The organism is Adlercreutzia sp. CNCM I-6215 (assembly GCF_977072315.1).
Genome location: NZ_CDRVMA010000013.1, coordinates 37,859 through 50,928 on the forward strand (window position 1 = coordinate 37,859; position 13,070 = coordinate 50,928).

Sequence of the window (13,070 nt, forward strand, 5' to 3'; positions counted from 1 at the left end):
GCGGTCTCGTTCCGCCCGGCACGCGATAGAGCCGCATGCAAGTGCCCCGCGGGGCTGAAAGAGAGAGGAAACCTATGGCCATCACCTACACCGAGGAGCAGCGCGAACTCGTGAAGCTCGTGCGCGACGTCGCCCGCAACGAGGTCATGCCGCACGTGGCCGCGGCCGACAAGGCAGGGGAGTGCCCCCGCGAGCTGTACCAGTGGGGCTTCGATTTGGGACTGCACATGGTGGAGATCCCCGAGCAGTTCGGCGGCATGGGCTTAAGCTACGAGACCTGCGCCATGATGTTCGAGGAGCTGGCCTGGGTTGACGCCGCCTACGCCGACACCTTCGTCACGAACTTCGTCGCCTTCCGCAACATCCTTCTGAACGGCACCGAGGAGCAGGCGCGCCACTTCGTGGAAAAGACCGAGAACAACGGATTCGCCGCCTTCTGCCTCACCGAGGCGAACGCTGGGTCGGACGTCGCCGCCATGCGCACCACGGCGGTGCTCGACGGCGACGAGTACGTCCTGAACGGGACGAAGACCTTCATCACCAATGGCTCCATCTCCGACATCTACGTTGTGTTCGCCAAGACCGATCCGGAAGCCGGCGCCCACGGCATCACGGGCTTCCTCATCGACGGCGACACCCCGGGCCTTGCTGCCGGCGCCAAGGAGCACAAGATGGGCTTCCGCCTGTCGGACACCACGGAGGTCGTTCTCGAGAACGTGCGCGTACCGAGAAGCGCCGTCATCGGGGAAGTCGGATGCGGCATGTCCATCGCGCTGAACGCGCTGAACCTCTCCCGGGCCTTCATCTCGACGCTTGCCGTGGGCATCATGCAGCGGGCGCTCGACGAGACCGTGGCCTACGCCAAGCAGCGCAAGCAGTTCGGGCGGCGCCTCATCGACTTCGAGATGGTGCAGGCTATGCTGGCCGATATGGCCATCAAGACCGAGGCGGCGCGCGTCCTCGTGAACAACTGCATGCGCCAGATGGACGCCGGTGAGATGGTGCGCAAGGACGGCGCCATCGTGAAGACCTTCGTCACCGACGCCATGCAGGAGGTGGTGAGCAACGCCGTGCAGGTGCTCGGCGGCTACGGCTATTCCGAGGAGTATCCCGTTGAGAAGCTCATGCGCGACGCCAAGATCTTCCAGATCTTCGAGGGATCGAACCAGATCCAGCGCATGACCATCGCCAAGGAGCTCGACCGGGAGTACCGATAAGTTAAAAGAAGTCTCTAGCAAAAAGCCCGAGCGCGATCAGCGGTGCTCGGGCTTTTTGCTGCTTGTCCGGCTGCCGCTGGGAGGTATACCTCCATGCTCAAACAGTCCTCGCTCGGCGAAAGTGCCCACTGGGCACTTTCGTTCGCTGCGGAACTGCGCGTGGAGGCACACCTCCCAGCGGCAGCCTACTCTACCGACGGTGAAGAGATCACTCCGCTTCCATGCGCTCCTTCAAGATTTGCGCGAGGATGAAGCGCTTCACCTTGCCAGTGGCGGTGACGGGGATCTCGTCGATGATCTCGATGCGCTCGGGCCACAGGCGCTTGGCCACGTGGCGCTCCCTCAGGTAGGCGATGAGATCGTCCTGGGTGGGGGGCGCGGCGGGGTCGCTCGGTACGACGAAGGTGCAGATGCGCTCGCCGAGGCGCGCGTCCGGCATGCCGATGGTGGCCGAGTTGGCCAACCCCGGCGCGCCGATGAGGTCGTCGTCGATCTCCCGGGCCGAGATGTTCTCGCCGCCGCGGATGATGACCTCCTTCTTGCGCCCGTTGATGCGGATGCGCCCCTCCCCATCCATGTAGCATAAATCGCCGCTATAGAACCATCCCTCATCGTCCAGGGCGCGATCGGTGCGGTCGCGCTCGTTCAGATACCCCACGAACATGTGCGGCCCCCGCGAGATCTCCTCGCCCTGGGCGCCCCGGGGCACCTCGTTGCCGGCCTCGTCGATGACCTTGACCTCGATGCCCGCGAAGGGAACGCCCGACCAGGCGCCGTTCCATTCGGCGCACTTCTCCGGGGGTACGAACACGTGCGGGCAGCTCTCCGTGGAGCCGTAGATCTCGCAGAGGAGCACCCCGTAGCGGGCCGCGCGCTCGATGAGCGCCGGGGGCAAGGGCGCGCCGCCGCAGCAGAACAGCCGCAGGGTGTCGAAGGCCAGGCCGTCCTCGGCGTCCAGCACGTTCAGCATGTCGTAGATAAACGGCGTGGCCGACATGGACCAGGTGACGCCTTCGGCGTTCATGAGCTTGATGGCCTCGCGCGGGCGGAAGTCCTGCTGCAGCACGGCCCGGCCGCCGAGCAGAAGCGGGGAGATGAGCCCGTGGAAGAAGCCGGTAGCATGGTTCAAGGGCGAGGGCATGAACATGACGTCGCCCTGCGTACGCCCGAGCTCGCTCGTGAAGACGCGCTCGGAGAACAGGATGTTGTTGTGGGTGAGCATGGATTGCTTCGGCTTGCCCGTGGTGCCCGAGGTGGGCAGAATGCAGGCCACGGAATCGGCGGACACGGCGACGGGCTCGCGCAAGGGCTCGAAGCGCCCGTAGATGTCGTCGAAGGTGGGAAGCTCCGAGTGGCTCGGCGCCTGCTTGTCCAGCACGGCGATGGCGGCCAGGCTCGGTATGGCGTCGCGAACAGAGAGGATCTGCGCCTCGTAGTCGGTGTTGTGGGAGAAGGTGGGGGAGAGGTAGGCTCGGGAGCCGACGAGGTTCATGGCGTATTCCAGATCCACGTCGTTGTAGTTGCGCGGCACCGGGTGCACCACGCCGCCGACTTTCAGCACGGCCACATAGGCGATGGTAAACTCGGCCCAGGTGGGGAACTGCAGGGTGACAACGTCGCCGGCTTCCACGCCCTCGGCGACAAGCCATGCGGCCACACGCCCGGCTTTGTCGTCAACCTCCCCGTAGGTGAGGCGGCTTCCCGTGTCGTCGCAGACGTATTCGCGGTCGGGGTGAGCGGCACTCGTTCGCTCCCAGATGTCGGCGATGGTGTCGTGCGTCCAATACCCCTTGTCGTACCAACGCTTCTTAAGCGCCTCGTTGATCTTCAGGTCGTCGATCATGTCAGCCCCTTCTGCTTTTCTGACCGGCCGCTATCGCTCCCCAGGCGGCCACGAACCTTGTAGTTACTATCATACAAACGACCGTGTCGAAATGGTCATAGTAAGAAAGAGGGCATTCATAGGAATGCCCTATTGATATCGTGCCAGCTTGACGTGCCGGCTGCTTTAGGCCATGCGAGCCGCGAGCTCGTCGGTGAGGACGTTGCGGCGCACCTTGCCCATGAGAGTCTTCGGGATCTCGTCGATGATCTCGATGCGCTCGGGCCACAGGCGCTTGGGCACGCCCTCGCCTTCCAGGTAGGCCGTGACCGACTCCAGGGTCGGCACTGTATCGCCCAAAGGCGCCACGAAGGTGCAGATGCGCTCGCCCAGGCGGTCGTCGGGCATGCCGATGGTGGCCGACTCGCCCACGCCGGGGCAGCCCACCAGGTTGTCGTCGATCTCGCGGGCCGACAGGTTCTCGCCGCCGCGGATGATGATCTCCTTGCGCCGGCCGTTGATGCGAATGCGGCCGTCCTCGTCCATGTAGCCCAGGTCGCCCGAGAACCACCAGCCGTCGTCGGTGAGCGCGCGGTCGGTGCGCTCCGGCTCGTTCAGGTAGCCGACGAACTGGTGCGGGCCACGGGAGATGTGCTCGCCCTGGACGCCCGGGGCCACATCGTTTCCCTGCTCATCGATGTAGCGCACCTCGATGCCGGGGAAGGGGATGCCGGACCAGTCGCCGTTCCATTCCACGCATTTGCTCGGGGGCACGAACACGTGCGGGCAGCTCTCCGTGGAGCCGAAGATCTCGCAGAGCAGGATGTCGTGGTTGTGGGCGCGGTCGATGAGCGCCCCGGGCACCGGCGCGCCGCCGCAGGAGTGCAGCACGTAGGTGGGCAGCGACTCGTCCGAATGGGCGTCCAGGTACTTCACGATGTCGTAGATGAACGGCGTGGAGCACATGGACCAGGTGGCGCCCTCGGCGTTGATGAGGTCGATGGCGTCCTTCACGGCGAAGTCTTGCATGAGCACGGATCGGCCGCCCAGAAGCATCGGCGCCACGAGACCGTGGAAGAAGCCCACGGCGTGGTTCAGCGGTGCCGGCATCCACATGACGTCATCGGCGGTGCGCTCGAGACCCTCCACGAAGACGCGCTCGGAGAACAGGATATTGTTGTGGGTGAGCATGACCTCCTTGGGCTTGCCCGTGGTGCCGGAGGTGGAGAGCAGGCACGCCACCTGGTCGGATTCGACGGGCACCTTCTCGGCGAGGGGCTCGGTAGTGGCAACGATCTCGGCCACGGTGGGCAGGTCGGTCTGCTTGGGGGCCTTCTTGTCCACCAGCGCGATGACCTTCAGGGTGGGGATGTCGCCGGCGATGTTGAGGATCTGCTGCTCGTAATCGACGCCGTGGAAGGAGGTGGGCCCGATGTAGGCGCGGCTCTCCACGAGGTTCATGGCGTAGGTGAGGTCGGCCCCGTTGAAGTTGCGGGCGAGCGACTGGATGACGGCGCCGGCCTTGAAGCAGGCCACGTAGGCGATGGTGAACTCGGCCCAGTTCGGGAACTGCAGGGTGACCACGTCGCCGGGCTTTATGCCCTGGGACACGAGCCACGCGGCCAGACGGCTTGCCGCGTCGTCCACTTCCCCGTAGGTCATGCGGCAGCCCTGGTCGTCGGCGACGTATTCCTTGTTGGCGTTCGCCCGCGCCTGGCGCTCCCAGACGTCGCGGATGGTGTCGTGCGTCCAATACCCCTTTTCGTAGTACTCTTTCTTCTTCTCCTCGTTGATCTTGAGATCGGTGATCATAGGCCTTCCTTTCTAAAGAACCTAAAACCCTTTTGCCACGGAAGCGCCCGGCCGCTCGTGCGCGGCTCCCCGGTGCTCGAGCGCCTCCGCTGATACCCAGAAGAAATTCGTGCTTTTAGCATACAAAGGTATTTATCGGACAGGAAGCCAAAATTGAGAAAAGATAATTGGAATAATTGATGAGTCAATAGGGCCAAGCGATGCGCGGAAATCTATAGACCCACAAAATCAATTAATTGGGTAGTAAAAGAAACAATATTTCAAAATTGTCCGTGGAAAACCGCTGTGTCATCCTTAAAAATCAAAAGCAAGTCAGGCGGAACAAAATTCTAATGGGCTAAAAAGTAAAACTTGAGTAAACAAGCGCGAAAGGGGTTCATCCATGAGTGTCTACCAGGAGGCCTACCATCTGCCCGAGTTCACCTACGACTACGAGAAGCTGAAGATCGAGCAGCGCGGTCCGGTCTACATCTGCTCCTTCAATGATGCGGACAACCTGAACGCCATGTCCTACGCCCAGATGGCCGAGTTCAACGACTTCCTCATCAAGGTGCGCATGGACAAGGACTGCCGCGTCATCGTGCTGACCGGCGAGGGCCGCTCCTTCTGCGCCGGCTTCAACCTGAACGACCTCGCCCTCGATCCGCCCGAGGACATGGGCCGCATCCAGCGCGACTTCTACATCATGCAGCGCATGTGCTCCGACCAGATCATCAACATGCGCCGCTGCGAGCAGCCCATCATCGGCGCCCTGAAGGGCTTCGCCGTGGGCGGCGGCCTGTCCATCTCCTGCGCCTGCGACATGCGCGTGCTCGGCGAGTCCTACAAGATGAACGCCGGCTATCTGTCCATCGGCTACACCGGCACCGACATGGGCGGTTCCTTCTTCCTCCCGAAGATCGTCGGCTACGCCCGCGCCTGCGAGATCCTCATGAACCCGGCCCGCTTCGATGCCCAGAAGCTCTACGAGTGGGGCTTCGCCAACCGCGTGGTGGCCGACGATGACGTGCTTGAGACCGCCGTGGCCATGGCCGAGGAGATGTGCCGCGAGACCGCCCCGTTCGGTCTGCGCCTCACCAAGGAGGCCCTGCAGTGCTCGCTGGACGGCACCAGCTTCGAGAACTGCATCAAGATGGAGAACCGCAACCAGGTGCTGGCCTCCAACACCAACGACGGCATCATGGGCACGCTGAAGATGAACCCGAAGAATCGTGCCGACGTGAAGGAGAACCCGGAGAAGTACGCCTTCCACAACATGTAAGAGAGGATCGGCAAAACCGAACCTGCTATCTGGAGCCCCGCAGCCCACAAGGCCGGGGCTCCCTTCGTTGGAGAGGAGAATACCCATGAAAGTGCTGGGAATCAATGGGAGCCATCGGGCCGGGAAGGGGACGGCGGCACTTCTGCAGGCGGCGCTCGACGGCGCGGCCGAGCAGGGGACGGCGCTCGGAGTGCCGGTGAGCGGCGAGCTGGTGGAGCTCTCCCGGCTCGATATCGGGTTCTGTATCGGCTGCAACCGCTGTCTCGCGCAGACGAGCTGCACGCTCGCGGACGACATGAACGACCTCTACGAGAAGCTGCGGGACGCCGACGTGGTTCTGCTCGCCTCGCCGGACTACTTCGGCACGGTGAGCGCGCGGATGAAGAACTTCATGGATCGCACGCGCCCCTTCCATATGGTGGAGAACGTGCTGACGGGCAAGGTGGGCGGCGCGCTTTCCACGGCCGGCCTCAACAACTGCGGAGGGGAGGGGACGCTCGCCCTTCTGGACAGCTGGTTCGCCACCCAGGGCATGCTCGCCGTCCATCCGCGCACCCAGGGCGCGCCGCTGGCCGGCGGCGTGGTGGCAACGGGTTTCGCGGGGCTGAGCGAGGAAGGCCAGCCCCAATGGCGTTCCGTGAAGGCCGATAAGATCGGCTTTGCCCTGGCCAGGCAGTTGGGCCGCGAGGCCGTCTCGCTGGCCGCGCGCCTGCGGTAGCGGTTTTCCCGTGCAGCGAATCAAACAGATCGGTGCCCAATGTGACGAATTGTTGACAGGGTTTCAGAGTTCCTACATAGTTCGCGCGCAAAGCCAACAAGCGCCTGTTGACTGGCAGTTACCACTGTCTGGCGCGCTAAAGTCCAGCTATCAGGTAATCGTTCGAGCCACTTGGGCGGTCCGATAGTTCGGCAGGCTGATCCTTCAAGCGACTCCCGGTTCCCTTACTGTGACGCGTTAGAAGGAGGCTCATCATGACCCGCACATCCGATTCTGTTCCCCTGAATGGCATCTCTCGTCGTACGTTCTGCAAAGGGGCGGCCGTCCTCGGCGTTTGGGGCGGTCTGGCCAGCTTCGGTCTGGCCGGCTGCGCGCCCCATACCCGTGCCGAGGAGCTGGCCGATTCCGCGCCGTGGAAGGCGGGCACCTACACGACCGAGGTGACGGGCCACAATGCCCCTTACACCATGACCGTGACCTTCTCCGATGACGCCATCACGGCCATCGACACGTCGGCCAACCAGGAGTCGCTCGGCGTCGGCGCCGATGCGCTCAAGGCCCTGCAGCAGCAGGCCATCGACAACCAGACCATCAACATCGATGCCGTCACCGGCGCGACGCTGTCCTCGCTCTCCCTGCAGACCGGTCTTGAGGACTGCGCGAAGCAGGCTCAGGCCTTCGAGGTGCTCTCGGAGGCGCCCGTGCCCGAGAAGCCGGCGGTGGAAGAGGTCTACGACGCCGACGTGTGCGTCGTGGGCGGCGGCGGCTCGGGCCTGGCGGCGGCCATCGCGGCCGTGCAGGCCGGCGCGGGCGTTATCGTGCTTGAGAAGTGTGGCATTACCGGCGGTTCCACCAACGTCTCCGAGGGCGCGCTGAACGCCGTCGATCCCGAGCGCCAGGAGCCCCAGGGCATCGAGGACTCTATCCCCACCTTCTACGAGACCACCATGAAGGGCGGCCACAACACCAACAATCCCGAGCTCGTGCACTTCCTCACGGACAATGCGCTGGATTCCGTCCACTGGCTCGAGAGCCTGGGCGTCGAGTTCAAGGACGAGATCGGCTCGGCCACCGGATCGCTCGGCCAGCGCAGCCATTACCCGGCCACGCCGTCGGGCAACACCTACATCCGCTCGTTCCAGCAGTTCATCGACGACAACGCCGATGCCATCATGCTGCTCAACGACATGCAGGCCAAAGAGCTCATCCTGGATGACGCCGGTGCCGTGGTGGGCGTGAAGGCGCTCTATGACGGCGAGCAGGAGGTCACCGTGAACTGCGGCGCCGTGGTCATCGCCACCGGCGGCTTCGGCGGCAACGTGGAGTACCGTCAGAAGGTGAACACGGGCGTGTGGAAGGAAGTCGTGCTGGACGATTCCATCGGCTGCACCAACATCAAGCCCTGCGCCCAGGGCGAGGGCATGGTGCTCGCCGAGAACGCTGGCGCCGAGCTCATCTGCCTGTCCGACATCCAGCTGCACCCCTGCGGCACCCCGGGCACGGGCCTCATGGAGGACATCCGCACCTCCGGCCGCAACCGTATCTTCGTGAACACCGACGGCAAGCGTTTCGTGAACGAGGGCGCCGAGCGCGACGTTCTGTGCAAGAACATCTTCGCCCAGCCTGACGGCACCTACTGGATCGTCGTGAACACCCTGCGCTACCCCGATCCCGACGAGCCGGACGCCAACGGCGCCACCATCAACAACATGCTGGCTCTGGGCCACATCGTCGCTGGCGACACCGTGGAGGCCCTGGCCGGCGAGATGGGTGTGGACGCCGCGAACCTGCAGGCCTCCATCGACGCCTACAACGCCGTGGTGGAAGGCGGCACCGACGAATTCGGCTTCGTGGCCGACAACACCGCCGATGCGGCCATGACCGAGGGCCCCTGGTACGCCTGCCGCAAGGTGCCCACCGTGCACCACACCATGGGCGGTATCCGCGTGAACGTGGAGTCCGAGGCCTGCAATGCCGACGGCGAGCCGATCCCCGGCCTGTACGCCGCGGGCGAGTGCACCGGCGGCATCCACGGCGAGAACCGCCTGGGCGGCAACGCTATCGCCGACTGCATGACCTTCGGCCGCAACGCCGGCACCAACGCCGCAAAGTACGCCCTGGCATAATTCTTCCAGGCACAGCCTTCTTCCCGCCACGGGAATAGAAAGCGGGCCCCTCACGGTGAGGGGCCCGCTTTGCTGTGCACTTAATGGGTAAAGTGTTTCTGCGGAAGCCGACCTACCTCCGTACCGCCACGGCGGCCGTGCCTCTCGCCGCCAGGGCCTTGTGGAAGGCAACGGGATACGCGCGGGAGAAGCCGGGTCGGGGCCTAGGCTTGCAGGCACGTGATATCTATGGGTTTGGACATGGAGAGGTTGCTGACGGCTTCCCCGGCGATGAGTACCTCGAGGTTCTTCTCGCGCGCGGAACTCATCGCGCATCACCATACAGCGAATCGAGATAGGCCTCCATGTCGAAGGAATCGTTGCGCATTTTGGGGCGCACCCCGCGATCGAGGCTGAGCTCCCAATTGGTGGCGTTGAGAATGCGCTCAACGGTGCCCAGGGCGATATGCTCTGCGCCTCCTCCTTCTATGCGGGCAATGGTGGGACGGCTCACTCCGGCAAGGTTTGCGAGATCGGATTGCGTCAAACCGAGCCGTCGCCGGCCTTCTCTGACCCTTTCCGCTATGTCTTCGTTGAGCAGCATGGATCTCCTTTTGTAAAGAATATGATACATAGTATCACAAAATGATAAACTAATCGAAAGATTAGGCTATAGGGTGTAATAAATTTGATATATCTGCTTTGGAACCGAGTATTTGCACTTGATAAAGCAGCGTTTAGGCCTGCAACGTCACGGCGACGGAGGAGAAGCGCTCGATGATCTCCGTGCGGTACAGCTCGCGGATCTCGGCGTTGGGGATGCGCAGGGTCCGCCGGATGCGGGTGTTGTTCGGCATCTCAACATCGTCGGTGGTATGGTAGCCCGCATTTTCATGAACGTCACGGCCTCCCGGTAGTAATGGTTGGCCGACGCGCTCATGACGGGGGCGTCGTACTCGTCAATGAGAATCACTGCGCGCTGCCCATGGTGTTGGAAGAGCAGGCGGGAAAGGAGGAGCAGGGAGTTGGTCGGCAGCTGGTCCTCCCCGTGGCTTCCTGCGATACGGGAGAAGAGTGCCCTTTCCTCCGCCGAGAGCGCGGCGCTCTCGGCGAGGTAGCCGTGCCGCAGGTGCTCGCCCACGATGTTCTCCTCGATGGAGCGCCGCCCCTCGCTTCAGGTCTGGGCCTTGGTGTTGTTGAAGGAGAGATGGACGACCGGATAGGCGCGGTGGTGCTTGCGGAACGCCACGGCGTCCTCGTCCCAGATGGCCATGGACGCGAAGACGTCGTCATCGGGTGCCTCGGCGGGGGAGTCGGATGGCGCGATCTCGAAATAGCAGTGCAGCATGCTCAGGTTGAGGGACTTCCCGAATCGGCGCGGCCGACAGAAGAGCGTGGCCTTCGAGCCGCTGCGGAAGAGGTCAGCGATGAGCAGCGACTTGTCGACGACGACGGAGTCGCGCACGGCAGGCATGACCTGGATGCAGTTGGCCTGAGATTGATCTGATTTGCGAAGTCGGTCCCTCTGTGTTCGGCGGCGCAGGGAACCGACGCTTTTGTTTACCAAATTACCTCAGAATTTTTGTAAAACACCAGTTCAAAGCCTATAGATGGGAAACTTGTTTCCTAGAATTTCACCGGTTTCGCTCCTATACTTTTGCGCGGTTTCAAAACCCGTTTGAAAACGAGAGCAAGGAGGAGAGATGACCGAGTCTTCAAGCACGCGCGGGCAGCTGACGCGCCGCGGATTCCTGAAGACCGCCGGCGCCGCGGCCGGCGTTGCGGGGCTCGCCGGTGTGGCGGGCATGGCGTCTGTCGACGGCTGGCTCGCGCCGGCCACCGCCGAGGCCGCACCAGAGGAGCATGTGGCGCGCACCTACCACCAGAGCCACTGCGGGGGCATGTGCTCGCTGGCGTGCACGGTGCGCGATGGGCGCATGGTGAAGGTGCAGCCCAACGGCGTGGGCAACCCCGACTTCCAGACCATCTGCCTGAAGGGCATCTCGGAGGTCGCGCACATCTACGGGAAGGGCCGCGTGCAGACGCCGCTCAAGCGCGTCGGCGAGCGCGGGAGCGGTCAGTTCGAGCCGATCAGCTGGGACGAGGCGCTCGACGAGATCGCCGAGCTTATCAAGACCACGCAGGATTCCTACGGCCGCGACTCCATCATGGTGCTCGCCACCGCCGAGGCCGACTTCGGCTTTCTGGCTCCCATGCTGGGCGCGCAGAACGGGGGCTTCGACGGCATCGACGTGGGCACCGGCAACGGGCTCGACCCGGCTATGGGCTTTGGCGCGGGGTACGCGATGTGTGCCCCCGAGGCGCGCGATTGGCAGCGTTCCAAGCTCGTGCTCACGGTGGGATCGAACTACTGCGAGTCGAGCCTGCCCAACGTGTTCACGTTCTTCGACGCCAAAGAAGCCGGCGCGCACATGGTGACGGTCGACCCGCACTATTCCACGACCGCCTCGAAATCCGACGAGTGGATTCCCATTGAGCCGGGCACCGATGCGGCGCTGTTTTTGGGCATGATCTCGCACATCATCGATAACGGTCTTACCGACGAGGAGTTCATGGCGCAGCACTCGACGATGCCGTTCCTCGTCGACGCCGAGACGGGCCTGCTCATCCGCGATCATGAGGAGATCGCCCCGGTCGATGCGGCAGCCGCTGCCGAGCCGGAGACGCCCGAGCAGAACCCCTATTTCGTCATCGATCCGGTAACCGGCGCGCCGGTCCACCACACCCAATGCGCCGCGCCGGCGCTCTCCGGCGCCGCCCAGGTGCGCGGCCGCAACGCGGTTACGGTGTGGGATAAGCTCGTAGAGGGACAGAAGCCCTACACGATCGATTGGGCGGCCGAGATCACGGGCGTTCCCGCCGAGCGCATCGCCAGCCTGGCCGAGGAGTACGCCGAGGGCCCTTCGTCGCTGGCGCTTGGCTGGGGCGGCAACGACAAGATGACCAACGCCGATATCGCCGGGCACGCCGCCGCGGTGCTCGTGGCCATCACGGGCAATGTGGGCAAGCCGGGCACGGGCGTGGGCGTCTACGTGGGTCAGTCCTACAACAGCTACGCCCCGGCACTTGGCGCGTGGGCGATGCCGGAGGACTGGGCTGCCGCCGCATCTGAAGTGAGCATCTACGACATGCCCTACAAGGAGAGCAACTGCCATGCGGCCATCTTCTGCGGCGACATCGTGGCGCAGCATCTGGCCAACATGAACGTGACCTGCGACTGGGCCGACACGCTCGACTTCATCGTGACCATGGATCCCTACTTCACCGAGGGCGCGAAGTGGTCCGACTACATCCTGCCGTGCACGTCGCGCTTCGAGTACGATGAGCCGTTCGGCAACGTGAAGGCGGGCTACAGCCAGATCGTCATCCAGGAGAAGGTCATCGATCCGCTTTTCGAGGCGCATACCGATCTGTGGATTCAGCGCGAGCTGGCGAGCCGCCTGGGCCTTGAGGCCGGCATTCCCGCAAGCTCGGTCGATCGCTGCAACGCGATTCTTTCCACCTCGACTGAGCCGTGGGTGTCCGAGCTCACGGTGGAGAAGATCTCGGAGAACGGTGCCGTATGGCCCGTGCCCGATCGCGAGGTCATCCGCGAGGTCGTGCCCGACCAAGTGTTCCCGACGCCGACGGGCCGCATGGAGCTGTACTACGACACCATGGTGCCCTTCGACCAGCAGCTACCCCAGTGGGAGCCCTGCACCGAGATCGCCGATGCGACCCTGCGCGCGCAGTTCCCGCTCCAGCTCACCAACACGCGCACACGCTTCCGCATCCACAACCAGTTTTACGATTCGGACTGGCTCCAGCTGATGTACGAGCCGCTCGTCATGCTGAACCCGGCCGATATGGAAAGCCGTGGCCTTGAGACAGGCGACACTGTGCGCGTGTTCAACGACCGCGGTGAGTTCGAAGTGCATGCGGCTGCGAACGACGCCATCCGTCCCGGCTCGGCGCGCATCTACGAGGCGGCCACGGCCGACTACACCGTCGCGGGCAACCTGCAGAACGTCACGAACAACACGATGATCGAGCGCGGCTACGATCTCATGTGCGGCCCGGTGATTCCGTTCTCCGACACGCTCGTCGAGATCGAGAAAGCGTAAGGGAGGGACAT

8 protein-coding genes and 1 pseudogene are annotated in these 13,070 nt (G+C 63.7%); 5 read left to right on the top strand and 4 right to left on the bottom strand.

What is annotated here, in order from left to right; all coding sequences use genetic code 11:
* Positions 1 to 74 precede the first annotated feature (74 nt).
* Positions 75 to 1,217: an acyl-CoA dehydrogenase family protein gene (locus ACW4LP_RS10085; RefSeq protein WP_455803784.1), complete on the top strand. Its 1,143-nt coding sequence runs from the start codon at positions 75 to 77 to the stop codon at positions 1,215 to 1,217.
* A 208-nt stretch (positions 1,218 to 1,425) separates the two neighbouring features.
* Here the strand turns inward: ACW4LP_RS10085 and fadK (ACW4LP_RS10090) are convergent, their stop codons facing one another.
* Positions 1,426 to 3,060 carry a medium-chain fatty-acid--CoA ligase gene (gene fadK / locus ACW4LP_RS10090; RefSeq protein ID WP_455803785.1) on the bottom strand — a complete coding sequence of 545 codons (1,635 nt, stop codon included), beginning with the start codon at positions 3,058 to 3,060 and terminating at the stop codon, positions 1,426 to 1,428.
* Positions 3,061 to 3,225: 165 nt separating this feature from the next.
* A complete protein-coding gene (gene fadK, locus ACW4LP_RS10095; protein WP_455803786.1) occupies positions 3,226 to 4,851 on the bottom strand; it encodes a medium-chain fatty-acid--CoA ligase in 1,626 nt (541 codons plus the stop codon).
* Between the two features lie 382 nt (positions 4,852 to 5,233).
* Here fadK (ACW4LP_RS10095) and ACW4LP_RS10100 point away from each other — a divergent pair, with 382 nt between their 5' ends.
* The 3 genes from ACW4LP_RS10100 (at position 5,234) to ACW4LP_RS10110 (ending at position 8,956) form a co-directional block, all read left to right on the top strand.
* The gene (locus tag ACW4LP_RS10100) at positions 5,234 to 6,112 is read left to right on the top strand and encodes an enoyl-CoA hydratase/isomerase family protein (protein ID WP_022739804.1); all 879 of its coding nucleotides are present in this window, start codon (positions 5,234 to 5,236) and stop codon (positions 6,110 to 6,112) included.
* An 85-nt stretch (positions 6,113 to 6,197) separates the two neighbouring features.
* Positions 6,198 to 6,830 (top strand): flavodoxin family protein, encoded by a 633-nt coding sequence (locus ACW4LP_RS10105; protein ID WP_415979528.1) that lies wholly within the window; start codon positions 6,198 to 6,200, stop codon positions 6,828 to 6,830.
* A gap of 254 nt (positions 6,831 to 7,084) precedes the next feature.
* Positions 7,085 to 8,956 carry a flavocytochrome c gene (locus tag ACW4LP_RS10110; RefSeq protein WP_455803787.1) on the top strand — a complete coding sequence of 624 codons (1,872 nt, stop codon included), beginning with the start codon at positions 7,085 to 7,087 and terminating at the stop codon, positions 8,954 to 8,956.
* 304 nt (positions 8,957 to 9,260) lie between these two features.
* Here the strand turns inward: ACW4LP_RS10110 and ACW4LP_RS10115 are convergent, their stop codons facing one another.
* On the bottom strand, positions 9,261 to 9,539 hold the full coding sequence (locus ACW4LP_RS10115) for a helix-turn-helix domain-containing protein (protein ID WP_022739807.1): 279 nt from the start codon (positions 9,537 to 9,539) through the stop codon (positions 9,261 to 9,263).
* Positions 9,540 to 9,836: 297 nt separating this feature from the next.
* Positions 9,837 to 10,409: pseudogene (locus ACW4LP_RS10120) on the bottom strand (AAA family ATPase); the annotation flags it as partial.
* A 229-nt stretch (positions 10,410 to 10,638) separates the two neighbouring features.
* Here ACW4LP_RS10120 and ACW4LP_RS10125 point away from each other — a divergent pair.
* Complete coding sequence (locus tag ACW4LP_RS10125; protein ID WP_455803788.1) at positions 10,639 to 13,059, top strand: molybdopterin-containing oxidoreductase family protein; 2,421 nt, start codon at positions 10,639 to 10,641, stop codon at positions 13,057 to 13,059.
* Positions 13,060 to 13,070: the final 11 nt, after the last annotated feature.

Excerpts from the sequence above, each read along its gene's own strand:
- ACW4LP_RS10085 (WP_455803784.1), top strand. The coding sequence starts at position 75 with ATGGCCATCACCTACACCGAGGAGCAGCGCGAACTCGTGAAGCTCGTG.
- fadK (WP_455803785.1), bottom strand. The coding sequence starts at position 3,060 with ATGATCGACGACCTGAAGATCAACGAGGCGCTTAAGAAGCGTTGGTAC.
- fadK (WP_455803786.1), bottom strand. The coding sequence starts at position 4,851 with ATGATCACCGATCTCAAGATCAACGAGGAGAAGAAGAAAGAGTACTAC.
- ACW4LP_RS10100 (WP_022739804.1), top strand. The coding sequence starts at position 5,234 with ATGAGTGTCTACCAGGAGGCCTACCATCTGCCCGAGTTCACCTACGAC.
- ACW4LP_RS10105 (WP_415979528.1), top strand. The coding sequence starts at position 6,198 with ATGAAAGTGCTGGGAATCAATGGGAGCCATCGGGCCGGGAAGGGGACG.
- ACW4LP_RS10110 (WP_455803787.1), top strand. The coding sequence starts at position 7,085 with ATGACCCGCACATCCGATTCTGTTCCCCTGAATGGCATCTCTCGTCGT.
- ACW4LP_RS10115 (WP_022739807.1), bottom strand. The coding sequence starts at position 9,539 with ATGCTGCTCAACGAAGACATAGCGGAAAGGGTCAGAGAAGGCCGGCGA.
- ACW4LP_RS10125 (WP_455803788.1), top strand. The coding sequence starts at position 10,639 with ATGACCGAGTCTTCAAGCACGCGCGGGCAGCTGACGCGCCGCGGATTC.